This is a genomic window from Streptomyces orinoci, from assembly GCF_003121295.1.
GTDB lineage: Bacteria > Actinomycetota > Actinomycetes > Streptomycetales > Streptomycetaceae > Streptomyces > Streptomyces orinoci.
This window is the reverse complement of record NZ_PHNC01000029.1, coordinates 429,165-452,538: the sequence shown is the minus strand read 5'-3', so window position 1 is coordinate 452,538 and position 23,374 is coordinate 429,165. Positions and strand designations below refer to the sequence as shown.

The following is a 23,374-nucleotide window of genomic DNA, read 5'->3' as shown; positions in this document are numbered from 1 at the left end:
CGCCACCTCTGATAGAAGGTGTGCTCAGATGAGCGCTTTCCAGGGGGGTCCACCTTCCAAAGGGTGGCACTGGGTGCCACCCTTCTTGTGTTCACAAGATGGCGACGAAGGTGCCGATTTATCGACCCTGAGTGATCGTCCGGTCGAGCCCGGTGATCATGTGTACAAGAAATGAACGACCCCTGTTCAGGGCCCTGCCCGGTCGAAGACTTTCGATCTGTTGGCAGACGGGCGGTTAAGGCCCCATGACGATGGAGTGGACCTCCTCAGAAGCCTTCGATCTGGGTACGCTCCCCGCCGTCAGGGCAGCCCTCCCCACCTGCGTCCGGGAGGCCCCAGTGAGGAGTCGAGTCCCGTGCCGGTAAACGAAGATCGCCAGAAGTTCGTCTACGACTTCACCGAGGGCAATAAGGACCTCAAGGACCTTCTCGGTGGAAAAGGCGCCAATCTCGCCGAGATGACCAACCTCGGTCTGCCCGTCCCTCCGGGCTTCACCATCACCACCGAGGCGTGCAAGGTCTACCTCGCCGAGGGCCAGGAGCCCCCGGCCCTGCGCGACGAGGTCTCCGGGCACCTCGACGCGCTGGAGCGGCGGATGGGCAAGAAGCTCGGCCAGGCCGACGACCCGCTGCTGGTCTCGGTCCGCTCGGGCGCCAAGTTCTCCATGCCCGGGATGATGGACACCGTCCTCAACATCGGCCTCTCCGACGCCTCGGTGGCCGGGCTGGCCGCCCAGGCCGGTGACGAGCGCTTCGCCTGGGACTCCTACCGCCGCCTCATCCAGATGTTCGGCAAGACCGTGCTGGGCGTGGACGGCGAACTCTTCGAGGAGGCCCTGGAGGAGGCCAAGCGCGCCAAGGGCGTCACCACCGATGTGGAGCTGGACGCCGCCGATCTGCGCACTCTGGTCGGGGAGTTCAAGGAGATCGTGGCCCGGGAGACCGGCCGGGACTTCCCGCAGGACCCCCGGGAGCAGATGGACCTGGCGATAAGGGCGGTCTTCGACTCCTGGAACGGCGAGCGCGCCAAGCTCTACCGCCGCCAGGAGCGCATCCCCGGTGACCTGGGCACCGCCGTCAACATCTGCTCCATGGTCTTCGGCAACCTGGGCCCGGACTCCGGCACCGGCGTCGCCTTCACCCGCGACCCGGCCAGCGGCCACCAGGGCGTCTACGGCGACTACCTGCAGAACGCCCAGGGCGAGGATGTGGTGGCGGGCATCCGCAACACCGTTCCGCTGGCCGAGCTGGAGGCGCTGGACAAGGCGTCCTACGACCAGCTGATGCAGATCATGGAGACGCTGGAGACGCACTACCGCGATCTGTGCGACATCGAATTCACCATTGAGCGCGGCAAGTTGTGGATGCTGCAGACCCGGGTGGGCAAGCGCACCGCCGGTGCCGCCTTCCGCATCGCCACCCAGCTGGTGGACCAGGGCCTGATCAGTGAGGCCGAGGCGCTCCAGCGGGTGACCGGCGCCCAGCTGGCCCAGCTGATGTTCCCCCGCTTCGACGAGAAGGCCACAACGGAGCTGCTGGGCCGGGGCATTGCCGCCTCCCCGGGCGCCGCGGTGGGCAAGGCGGTCTTCGACTCCTACACCGCCGTCAAGTGGTCCCGTTCGGGCGAGAAGGTCATCCTGGTCCGCCGGGAGACCAACCCCGATGACCTCAATGGCATGATCGCCGCCGAGGGCATTCTCACCTCCCGGGGCGGCAAGACCTCGCACGCCGCCGTGGTGGCCCGCGGCATGGGCAAGACCTGTGTCTGCGGCGCCGAGGAACTGGATGTGGACACCAAGCGCCGCCGGATGGTGGCCCCGGACGGCACGGTGATCGAGGAGGGCGACGTCATCTCCATCGACGGCTCCTCCGGCAAGGTCTACCTGGGCGAGGTCCCGGTGGTCCCGTCCCCGGTGGTGGAGTACTTCGAGGGCCGGATGCACGCCGGTGCCGATGCTGTGTCTCATGAGGCCGCTGCCGCGGCGGGCGACGATCTGGTGCAGTCGGTGCACCGGATGATGGCCTTCGCCGACCAGATGCGCCGGCTGCGGGTACGGGCCAACGCCGACAACGCCGAAGACGCCTCCCGTGCCCGCCGGTTCGGCGCCCAGGGCATCGGTCTGTGCCGCACCGAGCACATGTTCCTGGGCGAGCGGCGGGAGTTGGTGGAGCGGCTGATCCTGGCCGACACCGAGAGCGAGCGGGAGCAGGCACTGGGTGCCCTGCTGCCGCTGCAGAAGGCCGACTTCGTGGAGCTCTTCGAGGCCATGGACGGACTGCCGGTCACCGTCCGCCTGCTGGACCCGCCGCTGCATGAATTCCTGCCCGACATCACCGAGTTGTCGGTGCGGGTGGCGCTGGCCGAGGCCCGCCAGGAACCGCATGAGAACGATCTGCGGCTGCTCCAGGCGGTGCACAAGCTGCATGAGCAGAACCCGATGCTGGGTCTGCGCGGGGTGCGTCTCGGCCTGGTGATCCCCGGCCTGTTCGCCATGCAGGTACGGGCCATCGCCGAGGCCGCCGCCGAGCGCCGCAACGCCAAGGGCGACCCGCGTGCGGAGATCATGATCCCGCTGGTGGGCACGGTCCAGGAGCTGGAGATCGTCCGCGAGGAGGCGGAGCGGGTCATCGCCGAGGTCGAGCAGGCCAGTGGCGTCCGGCTGGGCCTGACCCTGGGCACCATGATCGAGCTGCCCCGGGCCGCTCTGACGGCCGGTCAGATCGCCGAGGCCGCCGAGTTCTTCTCCTTCGGCACCAATGACCTCACCCAGACCGTCTGGGGCTTCTCCAGGGACGATGTGGAGGCCAGCTTCTTCACCGCCTACCTGGAGAAGGGCATCTTCGGGGTCAGCCCCTTCGAGACCATCGACCGGGACGGCGTGGGCTCGCTGGTGCGGGCTGCCGCCGAGGCCGGCCGGGCCACCCGGCCCGACCTCAAGCTGGGCGTCTGCGGCGAGCACGGCGGCGACCCGGAGTCGGTGCACTTCTTCCATGAGGTGGGCCTGGACTACGTCTCCTGCTCCCCGTTCCGCGTCCCGGTGGCGCGGCTGGAGGCGGGCCGGGCGGCCGCGCTGGCCAACGGAAGCGACAGCCGCTGAGGCGAGGGCCGTTGCGTCGGGGGCCGGTAACCCTCGCGTAACACAAGTTCCACACAACAGTCACCGAAGCCGTCCCGAGGGGACCTCAACCCTCAGCCCCGAGGGCGGCTCCGGCGCCGGGAAACCGGCGAAGGGGCGGCGCCCGTGCGGGAGCGCCGCCCCTCATTACTCCCCCACCGGGAGTTGTTGCCGCCCGCATCGGCTCGGGCGGCAACTCGCATACTCAGCGGCCGCTTTTCCGCTCGCCACCCCCCACGGGAACGAGCCCGGGCGGCCCTGAGTGCCTGAATAGGATTTCGCTTGGGGGGTGTTCGCCGCGAGTCCTTTCAACTGTGGCCAAAAGGGCGTGGTAACAGCACGTATCGGTGTGCATACTCAGTGGGCGGGGGGTGACGGCGGATGTCTCATGTGGGGGTTTGGTGCTGCGTGTCCATTTCACTGGACTCGATCTGGCCCGGTTGCGACTGGCCGGAGACCCGGACGTGCTCTGGGAAACCGTATTGAGTCTGCATCGACTGCGGGACAAACAAGGGGAGTCGATCTTCGGCGATTGGCGCTCCGAAACCCGTACTCGGTTGAATAGTGAAACGCGGCTGCTGGCGCCGCTGGTTCCGCCTCGTGGTTATTTCCCGGACTTCCTGACTCCGCCCGAAGGCGTGCATGGACTTCAGGCCGGGGTGGCCGCGCTGCGGGCCACCCCGCCCGGCCGGGTGCACCAGGAGCTGGGCCGGCTGTCCACGGTGCGTACGCTGCCCGCTTGGATACGATCGCTGGCCGAGGGCGACGCCCGCGCCTTCGGCAAGCTGATCGGCGCGCTGCTGGCCTACCACGAGGCGGCCATAGCCCCTTACTGGCCGCATATCCAGGCGCAGATAGAGGCGGACCGCGCGGTACGGGGACGGGCCCTGCTGGACGGCGGGGCGGACGCGCTGCTGTCCTCGCTGCCGCCCACCATGCGCTGGAACGCGCCGGTGCTGGAGGCCGACTACCCGGTGGACCGCGATCTCTACCTCAACGGCCGCGGCCTGCTGCTGGTCCCCTCCTTCTTCTGCCGGGGCAACCCGGTGGCGCTGCAGAACCCCGAACTCACCCCGGTGCTGGTCTATCCGGCCAGGCACACCTCGGAGTCGGCCCCGGTGGTGCAGGAGGCCCCGCGCTCGCTGGGCAAGCTGGTGGGGCAGACCCGCTCGGCGGTGCTGGGCTCCATCGGCGGCGGCTGCACCACCAGTGAACTCGCCCGCCGGGTAGGGGTGTCGGCCGCCTCCGCCAGCCAGCACGCGGGGGTGCTGCGCGAGGCGGGACTGGTGCTGACCCTGCGCCATGGCAGCGCGGTGATGCACACCCTGACCCCGCTGGGCGCCGCCTTACTGCGCGGCGGCCACCGGGGCCCGCAGGGCCGTCGTACGAAGTCCTCGCTGCCGGGCCACTCCGCATCGGCGTCGATGTAGCGCCGGGCGGAGTGGTGTTTCCGCCCGGCGGAGAGAGAGCTCCGCTTGATGTCCGGTACGTCGTCTGCGGGCGCTCGGTGGCTGGTCGCGCCCACGCGGCGGAGCCGCATGGTACAGCCGCCCCGCGCCCCTTGGGGCGCTGCCGCAGCCCTCAGTCGTCGATGCCCGAACGCTCTACGCCCGCCACGATGTAGCGCTGTAGCAGCAGAAACACCAACAGCAAGGGCAGAATCGAGACGGCCGCCGCGATAAAGAGCTCATGCAGATTGACCGTCTGCGCCGTGGTGAACGCCGACAGCGCCACCTGTACCGTCCAGGCGTCCTGGTCCTGCCCGATGACCAGCGGCCAGAGGAAGGCGTTCCAGGCGCCAATGAAGACGATCACGCCCACCGCGGCGAACACCGGGGCCGAGTTGGGCACCACCACCCGCCAGTAGGTGCGCCAGTACCCCAGCCCGTCCACCTGCGCCGCGTCCTCCAACTCCCGTGGAAAGCCCAGGAAGTACTGCCGGAAGACAAAGCAGGCGAAGGCGCTGAACAGGGTGGGCACAATCAGCCCGCGCAGGCTGGAGACCCAGCCCAGCGAGGAGACCAGGACGAAGGAGGGGACAAAGGTGACCGCCGCCGGGACCAGCAGGGTGCCCAGGATGGCGTAGAAGACCGCGTTGGCGTGCCGGTAGGGGATACGGGCCAGGCCATAGCCGGCCAGTGAGGCCGGCAGCAGGGTGCCGGCCGTGGTGAGCACCGCGATCAGGGTGGAGTTCAACAGCGCGTGCGCCATCGGGACCCCGGGATCGTCGAACAGTTCCCGGAGGTTGGACCAGTGCAGCCGGTGGGGGAAGAAGGTCCAGTCGGGGGCGGTGATATCCGCCTCGTCGGCCAGGCCGTTGCGCAGCAGCAGATAGAAGGGGATCAGGAACAGCACGGCCAGTGCGGTCAGCAGCACCAGCCGCAGCGCCCGGCCCAGCCGGGTCAGTGCATCATGCATGGCTCACTCCTCCTTGCGCCCCAGTCCGAACCAGCGCCCCTGCACCACCGTCACCACCGCGATGATCAGTGCCAGCACCACCGCCCCGGCGCTGCCCAGGCCCAGGTCCTGTCCCTGGCCGAGCGCCGTGTAGTAGAGGTGGACCAGCGGCGGCCGGGCGTAGGGCGGGTAACCCTGGGCGTTGGAGAGCAGGTTGAAGAACTCGTCGAAGGCCTGGAAGGCATTGATCACCAGCAGCAGCACCACCGCCACCGAGGTACTGCGCAGCGCGGGAAAGGTGATGTGGCGGAAGGTCTGCCAGCCGGGCCGGGCGCCGTCCAGCGCGGCTGCCTCATAGAGCCGGGCGGGGATGCGCTGGAGTCCGGCCAGGAAAAGGATCATATAGAACCCGGTCTGCAGCCAGAGCCGTACGGTCACGATGACCAGCCAGTACCAGGGCGGATGGGTGGTGGACAGCCAGGCCACCGGTTCCGCGCCGAACCAGCCCAGCACCGTATTGGCCAGCCCGAAGCGCACCCCGTTGAACAGGGACATCTTCCAGATCAGGGCGGCCACCACATAGGAGCAGGCGGTGGGCAGGAAGAACACCGAGCGGAAGAAGGCCCGTGCGAAGCGCAGCCGGTTGACCGCCAGCGCCAGGGCGAGGGAGAGCGCATAGGTGGCCGGGACGATAAAGGCGGTGAACACGGCGAAGGTGGCCAGCGACGAGCGGAAGGCCGGATCGCCCAGGATCTGCCGGTAGTTGGCCAGCCCGGTGAAGTGGCTGGGGGTGACGGTGTTGTGGGCGTCATGGAAGCTGAGGAAGACGCTCCAGCCCAGCGGGACATAGGTGAACAGCACCAGCCCGGCGACAAAGGGCCCGGTGAACACCCAGAACCACAGGGCATGGTGGCGCCGCCGGCGGCGGCTGGCGGAGGGCACTCAGGGCTTCTTCCCTACGCGGTCCAGCTCGGCCCGGGTTCTGCGCACCACCGCCTTGAGCTGGCTCTCCGGGTCGGCCCCGTCCTTGATGATCCGGCTGAGCGCGTCCTGGTAGGCCAGCCGGCCGGCGTCCGTCCACAACAGCGGCTGGGCGTAGCCGTGTTGGCTGGTGAAGCGCACGGCGTCGGCGGCCGGACCGTCCTTGAGCTTGTCGGCCTTGGCGGCCAGCGAGGTGCGGGCGGGGATATGGAAGCCGTAGGAGAGCGCGAAGTCGGTCTGGAAATCGGTGCGTTCGACCCATAGCCAGCGCACATAGTCCCGGGCCGCCGTATGGTTTCCGCTGCGCGAGCTGATCGCCGCCGCATAGGCGCCCACCGGCACCGCGGGCCTGCCGCCCGGCCCGTCGGCGGGGAAGGGCAGCACCCCGAAGTCGTCGCCCAGCGCCTTTTTGATCTGTGGCAGCGCCCAGAGACCCGACCACTGCATGGCGGTGAGCCCCTGGATGAACGCGGCCGGATCGGCCCAGTCGCTGGGGGCGCCCAGCAGCAGGGACTTGTCCGTGTACAGCTGCCGGAGCTTGGCCAGGGCGCGGGCGGCGGCGGGGTCGTCAAAGCCCACCTTGCCGTCCGGGGTGATCAGGCTGAGCCCGGCGGCGTACAGCGGGGTTCCGGCCAGCGCCCCGCCCCCGCCGTCATTGCCCAGGAACAGCCCCTTGGTCTTCTTGCCGGTGAGTCTGCGGGCCGCGTCCACCAGTTCGTCCAGGGTCGCCGGTGGCCGTACGCCCGCGGCGTCCAGCAGGCTCTTGCGGTAGTAGAGCAGCTGGGTGTCGATGACCTGGGGAATGCCCCAGACCCGCCCCTCATGGATCTTGGGGGCCAGCACCGCCTGGTTGAAGTCCCCCTGGACGTCCTTGATCAGATCGGTGAGGTCCAGCACCTGGCCGCCCCGGATCTGGTCCAGGGTGGGGCCATTGACCTCGAAGACATCCGGCCCGGAGGCGGTGAGCAGTGCGGCGGCGGTCTGCTGGTCGTAGTTGCCGCCCGGGCGCCACTGCACCCGGACGTCGGCCTTGCGGTAGGCCTCGGCGTAGCGGTGTACGGCCTTCTCGGTGCCCGGTTCGCCGTACTGGTGGTACCAATGGGAGAGATGCGGGATACGGGCGGAACTTCCCTCGTTCCGGCCGGTGTTGGAGCCGCATCCGGCCAGCAGGGCCATACTGGCCCCGGCGGTCAGAAGCCCTCTGCGGTTGATCGGCATGTCGCTGCCCCCTTGCCTGGGTTGGCGGTTTCCGGTCGCCTGTGATCGTACGGATCAACCCGGGGCGGGGAAGGGGGATTCCGGCAGGACCCCCCTCGATCACAAACATCGGTTCGGGTTCGCCGGCTGATGCTCGTAATATCCTGAAATGAACTGTGCCGGGTTCCCGGACACCACACCGACCCACCCTGGGACCGCAGGAACGGAGTGCGCCATGCCCGGCCCGGATGTCACGGTGATCATCGCCGCGTACAACGCCATGCCGTATGTGACCCGCAGTGTCACCTCCGTGCTGGAGCAGACCCTGGGCGCGGAGCGGATCGAGCTGATCGTGGTGGACGACGGGTCCACCGACGGCACGGCCGGGGAGCTGGACCGTCTGGCGGCCGGGGCGCCGCTGATGCGGGTGATCCACCAGCCGAACTCCGGCGGACCGGCCGGTCCGCGCAACCGCGGCCTGGATCTGGCCACCGGCCGTCATGTCTTCTTCCTGGACGCCGACGACCATCTGGGCCCCGAGGCGCTGGCCCGGATGGTGGCCGCGGCGGATGACAACGGCTCCGATGTGGTGCTGGGCCGGATCGTCGGCGAGGGCGGCCGACGGGCCCCGACGTCGATGTTCGGCCGCAACCAGCCGGCCACCGATGTCTTCGCCTCCCGGGTCTACTGGACGCTCAACCCCATGAAGCTCTTCCGCCGGGAGCTGATCGACCGGCTGGGGCTGCGCTTCGACACCGGGCTGTCCATCGGCGAGGACCAGCCCTTCACCGCCACCGCCTATCTGGAGGCGGCATCGATCTCGGTGGTCGCCGACTATGACTGCCTGTACTGGGTGGCCCGGGAGGACGGCAACAACATCACCGCCCAGCCGCATGGCACCCGGATGCGGATCGATCTCTTCCGGAAGATGACCGAGCTGGTGGCGGCGAAGGTCCCGGCGGGGGAGCGGCGCGACATCCTGCTGCACCGGCACTATGCGGTGGAACTGCGCGATGCCGTATTGCAGTTGTTCCGCGAGCCGCACCGAGATGTACAGGACAAATACCTGCGCGAACTGGGTGATCTGATCGCCCCCCACTACGGCGACGGCCTGGCCGCCCGGCTGCCCGCCGTGGTCCGGCTGCGCTGTGAGCTGATCCGGCGCGGACTGCTGGATGAACTGCTCACCCTGGTCCGCTGGGAACTGGACCGGGGCGCCGCCAGCTATGGCATCACCACCCTGTCCGCGACCGCCTCCGGCCCGGAGATCCTGGCCGAGAACGGCCGGGCCTACGCCGAGTATCCGTACTTCCGCGACTCCACCCTCAACCTCCCCGACGACTGCTACGACATCACCGCCGAGCTGCGCGCCCGCCACCTGGTGGAGTCCGCCGAGCTCACCCCCAGCGGCCTCCGCCTGACCGGACACGCCTATATCCACCGAATATCCGCCACAGCGGCCGATGAGGTCAGCACCGAGCTGATCCTGCGCCGCCGTGGCTCGGACACCGAACTCCGGCTTCCGGTACGGCGGATACCCACCCCCGGCCTGGGCGCCGAGGAGGACGGCGGCCAGTTCGACTACTCCGCCGCCGGTTTCGAGGTCACCATCGAGCCGGCGTCGCTGTCCGCCGGACTGTGGGATCTGTCCCTGGCAGTGGGCGCCCAGGGCATCACCAAGGAAGCCCGCCTGGGCAGCCGCCGCGCCGAGACCGTCAGCACCCGGACCACCACCCTGGTCACCGGGGACGGCACCGCCGTCGCGCTCTACACCACCAAGCCCTATGGCAACCTCAGCCTGGACCTGGGCGAGACCCGGCACCGGGTGCCGCCCCATCTGAAGGTCACCGGTGCCGCCTGGTCCCCGGACGCGCCCGCCACACTGGCCGTCAACGGCCGCTGTACGCTGGCTTCCTGGCCCGCGGGGGCACTGACCGTACGGGCCCTCGGCCCCGACGGCACCGAACTCACCGCTCCGGTCGAGGCATCCGACGACGGCAGCTTCACCACCCTGCTGCCCTGCACCACGGCGGGCGAGTGGCGCCTCTCCCTGCGCCTGGCCGCCGCCGGCGCGGAATGGTCCGTACCCGTACCCCCGCAGCCCGGCCTGGCGGTGGCCCGCTGGCAGCGCCTGGGCATGCCCTGGTACGCCAAGCCGGTACCGGGCAAGGATGCGCTCACCCTGAGGGTGGGACGGGTGGAACTGCTGAAGGCGGTACGGGGGAGGCTGGCGGGTCGGGGGTGAGCGGGGTCCGTAGGGGGCGCCATCGGGGGCGGGGGGAGCTGCGACTCGCGGGCGAGCCGGAGCGGTTGAGGGCCGGCTTTCCGGACGGGATCGAGCAGTTGCCGGTGTGCTGGGGGCGTCAGCCCGCGGAAACGGGGACCCCGCGCGTCCACAACTCCTCGCCGTGTTCCGCAAACCGCGCGAACATCCCGCCCTCGCCGCGCCGCCGCAGATGGAGCAGCGGTGAGTCATGGCCGGCCAGCCTGGCGAGGTGCGGGGTGACCAGTGCCTCGCCGTCGAACCGGAAGACGGACAGCGAGACGTGATTCGCGGCATCGGCAGGCGAGGAGAACCGTGTCTCCACGCCTTCGATCCGGCCCAGTCTGTCCAGCTGTTGCAAGGTCATCCTGATACGGGCGGAGACGGTGAGGGCCACGTCCTCGATCTCTTCGCGCTGGCGGGTGGCGGGCCCTTCGGGGTCCCCCAGCAGGAAGCGGACCCGGCATCCCTGTGCGGCCTTTCGCCGCAGTGTCTCCGGCAGAGCGGGCACCTGGGTCCACAGGAAGTACGAGGTGTAGCCGCCGAAGAACAACTCCTCGGCGGATGCGCCGATCAACTCGCCCCATAGGGTGGACGGACAGGCGGAACGGTAGGGGTAGCTCTGGATGATCTCCTGATCCGTTCCGGTCTTGAGCCTGCCCCTGACCGCCTTGGGCCACAACATCCCGGCCTCCACTCCCAACGCCATGGAGGCGTCTTCTCGGTTTCTGGCGTGCGGAATCAACTCTTCATCGGCAACCCACCGTTCTACGGTCTTGCCGGAAACGCCTACTCGCAGAGTGAGCTGCCTGGGTGACAGGCCGGCGGAGTTCATAGCCGATCGTCGAGCCGAGTTCAAGGGTCCCCCAGCGGACGTTTGGGCGTTCTTCAACGGTAGCTGCTGGACGGCCCAGCTGTCCGCTCATTGCCACCGTGGTGTCTCTGATGGACCGGCATGCTCCTGCAAGGCGGTCCACCAAGGGGCTGTCGAATGCGGAGCTGTGATGACTGGGGGTGCCAGGTGACTGCGATGGGCGGATCTCTGCCGGGGCCGGAGCAAGGGGAGTTGCTCTTCGACGCAAGGCGGGAGCGGGTTGGTGAGGTCGTAGGCAGCAGCCAGGGTCGGGTGACGCTCAGGTCCCCGGCGGGAGGGCAGCGCTGGGAGGCGTACCTCTGCGACGTACGCCCCGCAACGGCGCAGGATGCGCTCCGGGCGCGAGTCGCCGCCGCCAACTACCAGAGCAGGAACGCGACGTCCGGGAATGCGGTGCTCGTCCGCTCAGTGTGCGAAGAGTGCCTGGACATCAAGCGCAGGCGAGCCGAGGCGCCGGCAGCCGGTGACCGGGGCGTTGCCATGGCGATGACGGAAGCCATGGGGGTCCATCTTCGGGTGGCCCACCCCTGAGGGTGTCCGCACGAACGGAGCACGGCCACAGGCCGTCATGACATGAAATCTGGCCGGATTTTGACTGGACGACAGCTCGTGCTTCATGATCACGCCTGGCCAATATTCCGCATGAGCACATCAACGGGGGAATACCGTGACAATCCTGAAGAATCTCCTGAGCCGTGGCTCCGCCGTGGCCGCCGGTGCGGCTGTGGTGGTCGGTGCCGCCATCGCCACCGCGCCGGCCGCGTCCGCGGACATCTCCTACAGCATCCAGAACGCCCACTCCAACAAGTGCCTGGGCATCTGGATGGGCACAGGCGTCGATGCCATCCAGTGGGGCTGCAACTACAACCCGGACCAGCGCTGGTCCTTCGAGGACGCCGGTAACGGCTACCGGCACATCAAGAACGCCTACGGCAAGTGCCTGGGCATTCAGGGCGGCGTCAACTGGAAGGGCGAGTCCGCCGTTCAGTGGAGCTGCAATGGCAACTCCGACCAGCTGTGGAAGTACGACTACCAGGGCTCCGGCAAGTTCCGCCTGATCAACGCCAATTCGGGCATGTGCCTGGGGGTCTGGAAGGGCGGCGTCAAGGACGGTGACGACGTCATGCAGTGGCCCTGCAACGGCAACTCCGACCAGCTCTGGTACAACGGCTGACCTATGACGAGCCCCGCCTTCCTTCATGGAGGGCGGGGCTTCCGCGTCAACTCCGCTGGAGCGTAAGGCTCGTTGCCGCGCGGCGCCGTACCGACCAGTACTGGGCGCTCAGGGTCACCGACTTGGCGCCAAAGGTGAGGGCGGCACCCCCGAGCGCGGCCAGCACGCCCAGCCAGATGAGCGGGGCGGTCTCCCGGACGGGCCGGGTGCGGAGCCGGCGGCGGACGATCAGGACCACGATGGCCAGGGCCAGGGCTATGCGTGTGGTGTCGTTCATGGAGTCCGTCCCCCGTTGATGGCCTTTGGCCAGTGGATGCCGGGGAAGAGGGTGTCACAAGCACCGGGCTCCATGGCCGCTCTTCGGATGGCCGGGATCACTGGTACCGATGCGGCGCAGGATGCGTCGCAGAGCGCGGCACCCTCACACAGGCACCGTCACCCCGGCACAATCAGGCCGCTCTCATAGGCCACGATGACCAGTTGGGCCCGGTCCCGGGCGTCGAGTTTGGCCAGCAGTCGCCCGACATGGGTCTTCACCGTCGCCTGGCTGACGACCAGACGGTCGGCGATCTCCTTGTTGGACAGGCCGCGTCCGATGAGTTCCAGCACCTCCCGTTCCCGGCCGGTGATGGCCGTGAGCCCCGTGGTCGGGCGGCGCCCCGGCTCGGGCAGCCGGGCGAACTCCGCTATGAGCCTCCTGGTGATCCCCGGTGCCAGCAGGGCCTCGCCGCTCGCGATCACCCGGATCGCAGCGACCAGTTCGCCCGGCGGGGTGTCCTTGAGGAGGAAGCCGCTCGCTCCGGCGCGCAGGGCGCCATAGACGTATTCGTCCAGATCGAAGGTCGTCAGAACGAGCACCCGCACGGCCGGATGGGCGGGGACGATCCGGCGGGTGGCCTCCAGCCCGTCGAGCTCCGGCATCCGGATGTCCATGAGCACGACATCGGGAAGTTCCCGTGCGGCGAGCTCGACCGCCTGGCTGCCATCGGCGGCCTCGTCGGCGCACACCATGTCGGGCTGGGAGTCGAGCAGCAGGCGCAGGCTCCCGCGCAGCAGCGTCTGGTCGTCCGCGATCAACACCCTGATCACCGGGCGGCCTCCAGCGGGATCCGGGCGCTGACCCGGAAGCCGCCGCCGGGCAGCGATCCGGCCTCGATCTCACCGCCGTAGACGGCGACCCGTTCGCGCATGCCGACCAGCCCATGGCCGGGCGACACACCGGCCGGGCCGGCCGCGCCGCGCCCGTCATCGGTGACCTCGATCCCGATGGAGTCCTCGCCATAGGTGAGAACGGCCCGGACGCGCCGGGCAGCGGCGTGTTTGATCACGTTGGTCAGCGCCTCCTGGGCGATCCGGTACACGGCGAGTTCCAGCGGGGCGGGCAGTTCGCGCCGGTCACCGGAGATCCTCAGCTCCGCCCGCAGCCCGGACTCGGCCGTCCGCGCGAGGAGTTGGTCGAGGTCCGCCAGACCGGGGGCCGGCACCAGCTCGGGATCCCGCCGGTTCCCCTCGCCGTCCCGCAGCATACCCAGCAGCCGGCGCATCTCGGTCAGCGCACCGCGCCCGGTCCGCTCGATCAACACCAGGGCCTTGACGGCCTCTTCGGGGCGGTCTTCGGCGACATAGCCGGCGACCGATGCCTGCATGGTGATCAATGAAAGGTTGTGCGCGACGATGTCATGCAACTCGCGGGCGATGCGCAGGCGTTCGGCGGCGACCAGTTCACGGGCGCGCTGCTCGGCCTGCGCCCGCAGCCCGGCCGTGTACGCGCGGTTGGCGCCCACCGCCACACCGGTCATCCACACTCCGCACAGCGGCAACGCGCACAGCATCAGGCCCAGGACCTCCTGGCGGAAGGCGTGATGGAACTCGACCGGGTTGGCGAGCCTCGGCCCGAGCAGACCGAACCGCCCGGCGGCCACGCCGAGGGCCGTACCGCCGAGTAGGAGACCCAGGCCCCGTGCGGCTTCCCTGCGCGGCACCTGGACGGCGAGCGTGTACAGCACCAGCCCCATCGCCACCGGCACGGGCACCGGGAAGGACAGCGACTCCTGCGCCACGACCGGCGAGGCCAGCGCCACGGCCCATAGCGACGGCCAGGGCAGCACCCGCCGCAGCGCGACCGCGGCACCGAGCACCAGGGCCGCCGCGACGATGGCCACGGCCGGGAACGCAACCACCGCCTCGGGCGGGCCGAATCCGTGCAGCAGCGTGAGAACGCACAGCACGGCGCCGGTCAGCGCGTCGATGGCGACCAGGTCGCGGGCCCGCAGGCGTCGGTTGAGGGGCGGTATGGCAGCGGCGGTCATGCGGCGAAGGTAGCCGGGGGCCATGGTGCGGGACATCGCCCCCCGGGCCGTCATCCCCCAGGCGTACTTGACACCGCCGGGTCATGCCATGGCCGCACCCCCGGAAACCGCCCGTGCTCCGACGCCGGGGCGGGCGGGCGGCTGACACCTTGGACGCCGAAGGGAGAGATGATGATCGAAGTCACTGAACTCACCAAGAGGTTCGGCAGGGTCACCGCGGTTGACGGCCTCACCTTCACGGTCCGGCCGGGCCGTGTCACCGGATTCCTCGGGCCCAACGGCTCGGGCAAGTCCACCACTCTGCGGGCGATCCTCGGCCTGGAGGCGCCGGACCGTGGCACGGCCCTCGTGGGCGGGCTGCCGTACCGGGACCTGCGTCACCCGTTGCACCAGGTCGGAGCGCTGCTCGACGCGGGCGCCGTCCACCCTGGCCGTTCGGCGCGGGCACATCTCATGGCGCTGGCCGTGGCCGGCCGAGTCGGCAGGCGGCGCGTGGGCGAGGTACTGGAGCAGGTGGGCCTGGGGCAGGTGGCGGATCAGCGGGCCGGCGGGTTCTCGCTGGGGATGCGGCAGCGGCTGGGCATTGCCGCCGCGCTGCTCGGCGATCCGCCCGTGGTGATGTTCGACGAGCCGGTCAACGGCCTGGACCCCGAGGGCATCCGGTGGGTCCGGCAGCTGATGAAGTCGCTGGCAGCGGAGGGCCGTACGGTCCTCGTCTCCAGCCATCTGATGTCCGAGATGGCGCTGACCGCGGATCACCTGGTTGTGATCGGCCGTGGCCGGCTGATCGCCGACACCGGCGTCAAAGCCTTCCTGGCGGAGCACGGTACGGGCCAGGTGCAGGTCCGCTCGCCCGCCCGCGGCTCGCTGGCCGGAGTGCTCCGGGAGCATGGCGCGGGCGTTGAGTACCAAGGCTCCCAGGAACTGCTGGTCACCGGCCTGACAGTGGACCGGATCGGCGACCTGGCCGCCCGCAACGGGCTGCCGGTGCATGAACTGGCCGCCCGACAGGCCTCGTTGGAGGACGTCTTTATGAATCTGACCAGGGACTCGGTCGAATATCAGGGGATGTGTGATGGGAACTGAGCTGCTCAAGGCCGAATGGATCAAGTTGCGTTCGGTACGGTCGACTTATCTGTCCCTGGCCGCGGCCGCCGCGCTGGTCATCATCGTGGCCCTCTCGGTCGCCGGCACGACCGCGGACAACTGGCCGACGATGAGCCCGCGCGACCGTTCGTCCTTCGATCCGGTCTCCGCCCCGCTGTTCGGGGCGCTCTTCGCCCAGTTGGTGATCGGCGTGCTGGCGGTGCTGGTGGTCAGCTCCGAATACTCCACCGGGCTGATCCGGACGACGTTCGCGGTGACGCCGCAGCGCCGGAAGGTGCTGCTGGCCAAGGTCACGGTCACCACGGCACTCGCGCTGGCCGCGGGCGCGGTCATCCTCGGCGCGGCCTTCCTGCTGAGCCAGGCGGTGATGGCCCATGGCCACGGTGGAGTGTCGCTGGGCGATCCCGGCGTCCTGCGGGCAGTCGGCTATGCGGTGTTGTACCTGGTGGCCGTCACGGTGCTGGCCACCTCGCTGGGCGCGATCCTGAGGTCCACCGCCGGTGCCATCGCCGTGCTGTTCACCCTGGTCTTCCTGGTGCCCCAGGTGCTGGACCACCTCCCGCAGGAACTGCGCCACCACCTGATGCGCTTCGGCCTCCAACGGGCCGCGGCCGCCGCCGTGTCGCTCCATCCGCAGGCCGACACCTTCTCGCCGACGGTGTCGATCCTGCTCTGCGCGGGGTACGCGGCCGTCGCCCTCGCACTGGCACTGTTCCTCATCGGGCGGCGGGACGCCTAGAGTTGGGGAGGGCCTGGCGCACCACCGAGGGCGCCATCAGTGGGCCGGTTGCCCCCGACGCCGTACCGACCAGTACTGGGCGCTCAGAGGACTGCGTCCACTGGCAGACGGCGGACCCGCAGATCCTCGAGCGCCTCAACCGGCTCATCGATGACACCCTGCGCGACCCCTATGCGGGCATGGGCAAACCCGAGCCGCTGAAGCATGCTCTGGCCGGCGCCCGGTCCCGGCGGATCACCGGCGAACACCGTTTGGTGTGCCTGCCCAAGGACGGCGAGGTCATCGTTCTGCAGGCCCGTTGCCACTACGGCTGATCCCCTCAGGGGAGCCCCGTCGCCCGTACCGGGCGGCGGGGCTCCCGCCGGCGGACACGCCGCCCTACGCCATCGGTGCCCCCAGCCGGAACCGCAGCCGGCAGATCACCGCGTCCGTGTCCCGCCGTACCGCGTGGGCCATCACCGCGCCGCGCTGGTTCTGCAGCAGGCGCTGCCAGAAGTGGGCGGGTTCGACCTCCGGTATCAGGACGGTGACCCGGTTGTCCGGGTGGCGGTCGGCCAGTTCGCGGACATAGTCGGCGATGGGACGGCCCAACGCCCGGGTGGGGGAGGGAAGTTCCACCAGGTCCACGCCCGGGTTCCACAACTCCCAGTCGCGGCGCAGGGATTCCGCCGCCCGCTGCCCCTCCGTGTCCGAGGGGGTCACGGTCACCGCCACCACCTCGTCGCCGAGCGAGACCGCCGCGGTCAGCGCCTTGCTGGTCAGCCGGGAGAGGGAGGCGACCGGGACCACCACCACCGAGTGGCAGCGGCGCGGGGCCTCGGGGATCCGGCCCAGCCCCAGGCGCTCGCCGATCCGTCCGTACGCCCGGTGGACGATCTCGAAGGCGATCACCAGCACGGGCAGGGCCAGCACGATCAGCCAGGCGCCCTCCGCGAACTTGGTGGCGGTGACGACCACCGCCGACACCCCGGTGAGCACCGCGCCAAAGCCATTGATCAGCGCCTTGCCCAGCCACCCGGCGGATCGTTCCTGCCGCCAGTGCCGGACCATGCCGACCTGGCAGATGGTGAAGCCCACAAAGACGCCGATGGAGAACAGCGGCACCAGGGTGTTGACGTCCCCGCCGGAGAAGACCAGCAGCAGCGCCGAGACCAGGGCCAGCGCCAGCACCCCATGACGGTGCACCTGGCGGTCGGCCTTGAGGGCGAAGACATGCGGCAGATAGTTGTCCCGGGCCAGCAGGCTCATCAGCACCGGCAGTCCGCCGAAGGAGGTGTTGGCGGCCAGTGCCAGCAGGATCACGGTGGCGAACTGGACCACATAGAAAGCCCAGTTGTGGCCCAGGGAGGCGTCCGCGAGCTGGGCCAGCACGGTCACCCCTTCCACCGGCTGGAGGTGGAAGCGGCCGATGAGGACGGAGAGGCCGATGAGCATCACCCCCAGCAGGGCGCCCAGGGCGACCTCGGTGCGCTGGGCCCGCCTGGCGCGCGGTGCGCGGAAGGAAGGGACGGCGTTGGCCACCGCCTCCACGCCGGTGAGCGCGGAACAGCCGGCGGCAAAGGCCCTGAGCAGCAGCAGCGCGCCCACGGAGGTGGCGTTGGAGCTCAGTACCGAGGCATGCCCCTGGGCGGCATGGGTGCTGACGGGTCCGTCACGGAAGAGACCCACCACGATCAGCACCAGGATGGAGCCCACGAACACGGCGGTGGGAACGATGAAGGCCCTCGCCGACTCCACGATGCCGCGCAGATTGACGCAGGTCACCAGGGTCAGCACCGCCAGGCAGAGCCATAGCCGGTGCGGATAGAGCGAGGGGAAGGCGGAGGTCAGGGCGGCCACTCCGGCGGTGACCGAGACGGCCACGTTCAGGACGTAGTCCAGGATCAGGGAGGCCGCGGTGACCAGGCTGGTGCGCCGGCCCAGATGCCGCTTGGCGACCGCGTAGGACCCGCCGCCGTCCGGGAAGGCGGCGATCACCTGCCGGTAGGAGGCGGTCAGTACGGCCAGCAGGGCGGCGATGGCCAGGGTGACCGGCAGGGTGAAACCGAGGCCGTGCGCACCGGCCGCGGCCAGCACCAGCACGATGGACTCGGGTCCGTAGGCGACCGAGGCCATGGCGTCCAGGGACAGCGCGGCGAGCCCCTGGGTGGCCGTAAGCCGGTGCCGTTCCTCGGCGTCGGCCTGCGCGGCGCCGGTATCCGGCGGTTCCTCGCCCTGTCCGCCGGGCCGGTTGTCCGTATTGGCCAGCATGGACATCTCTTGTCGTACCTCCGTGACGTGGGAGGGCCAGCGTGCGCCCGTACTGACCGGTCGGTGGCCGGTGTTGGCGCTCTCTTGGCGGGTTTCCTACGGATCTTCACGCCTTCTTGACGCCTGTTGGCTGCCAGGAGCCCCCGCGTGTCAGGACCGCGTCATATTTCGCTGACTTTGCGTCAGTGTGGCGTCAATGTGCGGCGGGAGGAGGAAGTACCGGTTCTACCGTCACGACCATGGGACGGCCCATGGCACGGCGAGGACTGGCGTTACGGGTCCGCGCGAAGGCGCGCGGGACACATCCGCGCCCGGCATCCCGGACGATCGTCCGGGACCGGGGATGGCGACGGGAGGCCAGGTCCGCCTGGTGCTTCGGACTGGGGCTCACCGGACTGCTGACCGGCGCCGACGCCGCCCGGGGCACCCTCGACTGGCCCCGGGGCGGCTGCTGGACGGTGCTGGGCGCCACCCTGCTGCTGGTCCTGCGCCCGGCCCGGGTGAGTGCGGGCGAGGACTGGCTGGCGGTACGCGGCCTGCTGCGCGAACGCCGGGTACGCACCGACCGGCTGACCCGGCTGCGCAGGCTGGACGGGGTGTCCCCCCGGCTGGTGTTACGGGACGCCTCCGGCGTCCGGGTCGAACTGGAGCTGGCAGTGCTCCGCGCCAACCCCCTCCTATGGCACCACCTGGAAACCGGCGCCCGCCGCTCCCGCGAACACGGCACCCTCCACGAGGGCACCGCACTGCTCACCGCCCTCGCGGAACACATCGACTCCCACGCCGCCCGTGGAATCCTCCAGGCATCAGGCATGGACGCCGGCTCGTAGGGGCGCCCCCTCAGAGCGAGCCGGAGCTCCGACCTCACCGGCCCAGCGCCGGGCGCCCTTTCGGGGGCGCGGGGAACCGCGCGAGCAACCATGCACGGCCCGCAGGGGAACCGGGCGAGCCCCGAGGGGCGCCCTCACACCCTGGGTGGCCACCCATAGCGGACGCCGGTCAACCGCTCCGACACATCCCACAACCCCGAACTCGCCCGGTCGTCCCGAGTCCACCCCGCCCGCAAGGACCGCACCGGCGCCCCCCGCCAAAACTGCACCCGGGGCCCGAAGAAGTCGTCCTGGCGGACACCCGGCGCCGTGGCGGCGTACAGCGTGGGCAGCGCACCATCCTCCGCACTCTGCGCCACCAGCCGGTTGGTGAGCTCGATGGCGTGCTTCGCCACCGGCCGCTGCTCCAGCCGCCCGCCCGCGGTCTGCAGATTGGTCGCCGCATAGCCGGGATGCGCGGCGGCCGCCACCACCGGTGAGCCCACGGCCGCCAGCCGGCGCGCCAGCTCATGGATGAACAGCAGATTGGCGCTCTTGGAGCGCCCATAGGCGATCCACCGCCGGTAGCGGCCATCCATCTGGAGATCCCGCGGATCGACCGTACCCAGCAAGTGCAGCCCGCTGGAGACACTGATCACCCGCGCCCCGTCCCCCGCCTCCCGGATGCGCGGCATCAGCAGCCCGGTGAGCGCGAAGTGCCCCAGGTGGTTGGTGCCGAACTGCATCTCGAAGCCGTCCACCGTGCGCAGTTGCGGCAGTGCCATCACACCCGCGTTGTTGACCAGCAGATCGACCCGGTCGGCCTTGAGCTCCGCGGCGAATGTACGCACCGACGACAGGTCGGCCAGATCCAGCAGGGCCAACTCCGCTTCCGCCCCGGGAACCTGAGTGCGCAGCAGTTCCAAGGCCGCGTCGCCCCGGGTCCGGTCCCGGCAGGCCAGCACCACCCGCGCCCCGCGCCGGGCCAGCTCGCGGGCGGTGACATAGCCGATCCCGCTGTTGGCGCCGGTCACCACGGCGGTGCGGCCGCTCTGGTCGGGGATGTCGTGCACAGTCCAGCCGTTCACTCCGCGGCGCTCCTCAGTGATCTGCACACGCCTTCGTACGCGCCCCGGGGCGCATACGCCGCGCGTGGTAGCCGGTAATGCCTTCAGCGTAGGCGACCCGGCGCAGGGCTGTCAGGCCACGCCGAACCCGGTCCGGACCCGACACCCGAGCAAGAGATTCCGCTTCGCTCACCCCTCGTGCCCGAACCTCAACTCACCGCATTGTCAGTGGCCGTTGATACGGTCCCGCCATGCTGAATTCACAGAGGCCGGCGGGCCCGGTGACCGCCGAAGACGTCCAGACGGCGGTGCATCTGACGGTGGACGCGCTGACCGGCGTGCCGGAGGCGCGCTGGGGCAGGCCCGCCGCCGGGCTGGACTGGGACTGCTGGGAGACCGCCGAGCACCTGGTGGACGCGTTGTTCGGCTATGCCGCCCAACTGGGGCCGCGCGCCCCGTCGTTGGAGCGGTACCTCCCCTCCCTCCGGGTCGGCAGACGGCCGGGCGGTCCGCGGAATGTGGTCTTCGCCGACCGGGAGGCGGGCCCGGACGGGCTGTTGCAGCTGGTGGAGGCCGGTGGTGGGCTGCTGACGGCCATGGTCCGGACCACGCCGGCCGAGGTCATGGCCTACCACCCCGCCGGGCGGTCGGATCCGGCCGGCTTCGGGGCCATGGGCGTGGTGGAGGCCCTGGTGCACGGGTACGACATAGCCGCCGGGCTGGGAGTGGAGTTCACCCCGCCGGCCGGGCCCTGCGAGCGGGCGCTGGCCCGGCTGTTCCCGGACGCACCACAGGAGGCCGAACCCTGGCCGGCACTGCTGTGGTGTACGGGGCGGTCGGCACTGCCGGGCCGGGAGAAGCTCAACTCCTGGCGCTGGCACAGCAGTCCTCGATAGCCCAGGCCCAACACCCCGCTGAATCGGACCGGTTCCCTCTCCTTACCCCGGCCCCAACGGCCCCGTACCCTGCGACAGGGCGGCCACCCCGGGCGGGGATGTCACCCTGCACAACGTCCGCTCCCAGCCCGGCGGGCAGCAGTTCCGCGGCAACAGGACCGGTGACTTCGGGCCCCGCTTCGCCGCGATCGCGCGTTCCGTACGATCGCCCGGGTGACCCACGACATATCCCTGACAACTCTGCTGGTGCTCTGTGTCGCCGCCGCGGCGGCCGGGTGGATCGACGCCGTGGTGGGAGGCGGCGGGCTGCTGCAACTCCCGGCCCTGCTGGTCGGTCTGCCGCATGCGGCACCCGCCTATGTGCTGGGCACCAACAAGGCGGTGGCCATCTGCGGCACCAGTGCGGCCGCCGTCGCCTACACCCGCCGGGCCGCGCTGGATGTACGCACCGCGGTGCGCATCGGCCTGGCGGCGATGGCCGGTTCGCTGGGCGGGGCGCTGTTCGCCGCCGGTATCGACAGCTCGGTGCTCCGCCCGTTGATCATGGCCGTGCTCCTGGCGGTGCTGGCCTTTGTCCTGTTCCGGCCGGGTTTCGGTGCCGCCGCCACCGTGCCGGCCCTGCCGCCCTCACGGCGGCGGGTGCTGGCCGCGATCGGCGTGGCCGGGCTGGGTATCGGTTTCTATGACGGCCTCATCGGGCCCGGCACCGGCACCTTCCTGGTGCTGGCCCTGGCCGGGATCCTGCGCATGGACCTGGTGGCGGCCTCCGGCACCTCCAAGATCGTCAACACCTGTACCAATGTGGGGGCGCTGGTGACCTTCACCGTGCAGGGCACCGTGCTCTGGCAAGTGGCGCTGCCCATGGCCGTGTTCAATCTGGCGGGCGGTGCCACCGGGGCGCGGATGGCGCTCAAGCGCGGTACCGGCTTTGTCCGCGGGGTGCTGGTGGTGGTCGTCGTCTCCCTGGTCTGCAAGCTGGCCTTTGACCAGTGGGGTGGCTGAGGCGGCGGCCGGGACCGGCCGGGACCAAGGGGTGCACAGCGGTTCACAACCCCGATAACCTCGGCTTTCGCGGAATCGTCCGGGCGGGCGGAGCCGTGGTCCGGGCACCCTGCGCCACGCCGGATGCCAAATTCGGCGAGGGTTTGTTGAGCATTCGTACGCTGGTCATACGCCGAGGCGTCCGTCGTCGGACTGTACGGAGAACACTCCGGAGTGGTCCCGGTCCCGGATGATGCGGTTAGCCTTTCGACGACCTTCCGAACGTGGTGGGGGTGCCTGGTGCGTTTCTCCCGGTGGAGCCGGGCCCGGTGGGCCCGGGCCGTGCTCGCGGGGCTGTATGTGGTGGCCCTGGCGGCGGTGGTACCCCGGGGGGCCGGCGGAAACCACAAGGAGCGCAGCTGGTCCAGCGAGCAGGCGCAGCGCTTCTGGGGTCCGTCCCGCACCGCCCAGCAGGACGACGACGCGGATGCCGGGAGCGAGGCCCAGCGGATCACCGGGAGCGCCCGGCACTTCGGTGGCGTCCCCTCGGTCGGCGTGATCTTCTACACCGGCGACGACATGAAGAGCCACCACTGCACGGCCAGCGTGGTGCACAGCCCCAAGGGCAATCTGATTGTGACGGCCGGGCACTGTTCGATAGGCGACGACGCCGCCTTTGTCCCCGACTACCAGCAGGGCGCGGACAAACAGCCCTACGGTGTATGGCCGCTGACCCGCACCTTCACCGACCCCCGGCGCTCGGACACCGGTGAGGGTTCGAATCTGGACTTCGCCTTCGCCACCGTCAAGCCCGATGACAAGGGGCGGCAGATCGAGCAGGTGACCGGTGCCAACCGGCTCATCCGCACCCCCGGTTTCGTCAACCGGGTGACCGTCATCGGCTACCCCAGCGCGGACGAGGACCCGGCCGACGAGGCCATCCGCTGTACCGCCATGACCAGCCGGCTGGAGGACTACAACCAGCTGAAGATGCGCTGTGACGGCTTTTTCTCCGGCACCTCCGGCAGCCCCTGGCTGGTGCGCTTCAATGAGAAGACCAGGACCGGCGACCTGGTGGGGGTGCTGGGCGGCCTCAACGGCGGCGGCCCGGACGGGGACAAGTCGGCCGATGTCTCCTATAGCCCGGTCAATGACGACGAGATCTTCAAGCTCTATCTGGACGCCATCAACAACCGCGAGCCCAAGCGCTGAGCA

General features: G+C 70.0%; 20 protein-coding genes. 11 read left to right on the top strand and 9 right to left on the bottom strand.

Annotated features, from left to right (window positions below):
• The first annotated feature begins 355 nt into the window (after positions 1 to 355).
• Together ppdK and CV755_RS16830 are read left to right on the top strand one after the other, a co-directional pair.
• On the top strand, positions 356 to 3,097 hold the full coding sequence (gene ppdK / locus CV755_RS16835; RefSeq protein WP_109281049.1) for a pyruvate, phosphate dikinase: 2,742 nt from the start codon (positions 356 to 358) through the stop codon (positions 3,095 to 3,097).
• A 419-nt stretch (positions 3,098 to 3,516) separates the two neighbouring features.
• Positions 3,517 to 4,545: an ArsR/SmtB family transcription factor gene (locus CV755_RS16830; protein WP_109281918.1), complete on the top strand. Its 1,029-nt coding sequence runs from the start codon at positions 3,517 to 3,519 to the stop codon at positions 4,543 to 4,545.
• A 151-nt stretch (positions 4,546 to 4,696) separates the two neighbouring features.
• Here CV755_RS16830 and CV755_RS16825 read toward each other — a convergent pair whose 3' ends face one another.
• From CV755_RS16825 to CV755_RS16815, 3 genes are read right to left on the bottom strand one after another with little or no spacing between them, the layout of a single operon-like run.
• The gene (locus CV755_RS16825; RefSeq protein WP_109281048.1) at positions 4,697 to 5,533 is read right to left on the bottom strand and encodes a carbohydrate ABC transporter permease; all 837 of its coding nucleotides are present in this window, start codon (positions 5,531 to 5,533) and stop codon (positions 4,697 to 4,699) included.
• A gap of 3 nt (positions 5,534 to 5,536) precedes the next feature.
• Positions 5,537 to 6,454, bottom strand: coding sequence for a carbohydrate ABC transporter permease (locus CV755_RS16820; RefSeq protein WP_109281047.1), 918 nt, complete (start codon positions 6,452 to 6,454; stop codon positions 5,537 to 5,539).
• Positions 6,455 to 7,711: an ABC transporter substrate-binding protein gene (locus tag CV755_RS16815; protein ID WP_193553418.1), complete on the bottom strand. Its 1,257-nt coding sequence runs from the start codon at positions 7,709 to 7,711 to the stop codon at positions 6,455 to 6,457.
• A 214-nt stretch (positions 7,712 to 7,925) separates the two neighbouring features.
• Here CV755_RS16815 and CV755_RS16810 point away from each other — a divergent pair, with 214 nt between their 5' ends.
• Positions 7,926 to 9,935, top strand: coding sequence for a glycosyltransferase family 2 protein (locus CV755_RS16810; protein WP_161968710.1), 2,010 nt, complete (start codon positions 7,926 to 7,928; stop codon positions 9,933 to 9,935).
• Between the two features lie 118 nt (positions 9,936 to 10,053).
• On the opposite strand, the gene CV755_RS16805 is transcribed toward CV755_RS16810, so the two are convergent.
• Entirely contained in the window at positions 10,054 to 10,638 is a 585-nt protein-coding gene (locus tag CV755_RS16805) for an XRE family transcriptional regulator (RefSeq protein ID WP_241561334.1), read from the bottom strand.
• Between the two features lie 856 nt (positions 10,639 to 11,494).
• Here CV755_RS16805 and CV755_RS16795 point away from each other — a divergent pair.
• Positions 11,495 to 12,001, top strand: a complete 507-nt coding sequence (locus CV755_RS16795; RefSeq protein ID WP_109281044.1) for an RICIN domain-containing protein — start codon at positions 11,495 to 11,497, stop codon at positions 11,999 to 12,001.
• A gap of 46 nt (positions 12,002 to 12,047) precedes the next feature.
• Here CV755_RS16795 and CV755_RS16790 read toward each other — a convergent pair whose 3' ends face one another.
• From CV755_RS16790 to CV755_RS16780, 3 genes are all read right to left on the bottom strand, one after another.
• Complete coding sequence (locus CV755_RS16790) at positions 12,048 to 12,278, bottom strand: hypothetical protein (RefSeq protein WP_109281043.1); 231 nt, start codon at positions 12,276 to 12,278, stop codon at positions 12,048 to 12,050.
• Positions 12,279 to 12,436: 158 nt separating this feature from the next.
• Positions 12,437 to 13,090 (bottom strand): response regulator, encoded by a 654-nt coding sequence (locus tag CV755_RS16785; RefSeq protein WP_109281042.1) that lies wholly within the window; start codon positions 13,088 to 13,090, stop codon positions 12,437 to 12,439.
• Positions 13,087 to 14,310 (bottom strand): sensor histidine kinase, encoded by a 1,224-nt coding sequence (locus CV755_RS16780; RefSeq protein ID WP_153068685.1) that lies wholly within the window; start codon positions 14,308 to 14,310, stop codon positions 13,087 to 13,089. The genes CV755_RS16785 and CV755_RS16780 overlap by 4 nt, the downstream gene beginning before the upstream one ends.
• A gap of 171 nt (positions 14,311 to 14,481) precedes the next feature.
• On the opposite strand from CV755_RS16780, the gene CV755_RS16775 reads away from it, so the two are divergent.
• Genes CV755_RS16775 through CV755_RS16765 form a run of 3 tightly spaced genes read left to right on the top strand, consistent with a single transcriptional unit; the run spans position 14,482 to position 16,470 of the window.
• Entirely contained in the window at positions 14,482 to 15,396 is a 915-nt protein-coding gene (locus tag CV755_RS16775) for an ABC transporter ATP-binding protein (RefSeq protein WP_109281040.1), read from the top strand.
• A complete protein-coding gene (locus CV755_RS16770) occupies positions 15,386 to 16,156 on the top strand; it encodes an ABC transporter permease (RefSeq protein WP_109281039.1) in 771 nt (256 codons plus the stop codon). Before CV755_RS16775 ends, CV755_RS16770 begins: the two co-directional genes overlap by 11 nt.
• 35 nt (positions 16,157 to 16,191) lie before the next feature.
• A complete protein-coding gene (locus CV755_RS16765) occupies positions 16,192 to 16,470 on the top strand; it encodes a Txe/YoeB family addiction module toxin (protein ID WP_109281916.1) in 279 nt (92 codons plus the stop codon).
• Positions 16,471 to 16,534: 64 nt separating this feature from the next.
• On the opposite strand, the gene CV755_RS16760 is transcribed toward CV755_RS16765, so the two are convergent.
• The gene (locus tag CV755_RS16760; protein WP_422070555.1) at positions 16,535 to 18,406 is read right to left on the bottom strand and encodes an APC family permease; all 1,872 of its coding nucleotides are present in this window, start codon (positions 18,404 to 18,406) and stop codon (positions 16,535 to 16,537) included.
• A 239-nt stretch (positions 18,407 to 18,645) separates the two neighbouring features.
• Between CV755_RS16760 and CV755_RS16755 the strand changes: the two genes are divergently transcribed.
• On the top strand, positions 18,646 to 19,236 hold the full coding sequence (locus CV755_RS16755) for a hypothetical protein (RefSeq protein WP_241561255.1): 591 nt from the start codon (positions 18,646 to 18,648) through the stop codon (positions 19,234 to 19,236).
• Positions 19,237 to 19,370: 134 nt separating this feature from the next.
• On the opposite strand, the gene CV755_RS16750 is transcribed toward CV755_RS16755, so the two are convergent.
• Positions 19,371 to 20,303, bottom strand: a complete 933-nt coding sequence (locus CV755_RS16750) for an oxidoreductase (protein WP_109281037.1) — start codon at positions 20,301 to 20,303, stop codon at positions 19,371 to 19,373.
• Positions 20,304 to 20,533: 230 nt separating this feature from the next.
• On the opposite strand from CV755_RS16750, the gene CV755_RS16745 reads away from it, so the two are divergent.
• The 3 genes from CV755_RS16745 (at position 20,534) to CV755_RS16735 (ending at position 23,371) form a co-directional block, all read left to right on the top strand.
• Positions 20,534 to 21,178, top strand: a complete 645-nt coding sequence (locus CV755_RS16745) for a maleylpyruvate isomerase N-terminal domain-containing protein (RefSeq protein ID WP_109281036.1) — start codon at positions 20,534 to 20,536, stop codon at positions 21,176 to 21,178.
• A 213-nt stretch (positions 21,179 to 21,391) separates the two neighbouring features.
• Positions 21,392 to 22,180: a sulfite exporter TauE/SafE family protein gene (locus CV755_RS16740; protein ID WP_109281035.1), complete on the top strand. Its 789-nt coding sequence runs from the start codon at positions 21,392 to 21,394 to the stop codon at positions 22,178 to 22,180.
• 279 nt (positions 22,181 to 22,459) lie between these two features.
• Positions 22,460 to 23,371, top strand: a complete 912-nt coding sequence (locus CV755_RS16735; RefSeq protein WP_241561254.1) for a trypsin-like serine peptidase — start codon at positions 22,460 to 22,462, stop codon at positions 23,369 to 23,371.
• The last annotated feature ends 3 nt before the right edge of the window (positions 23,372 to 23,374 follow it).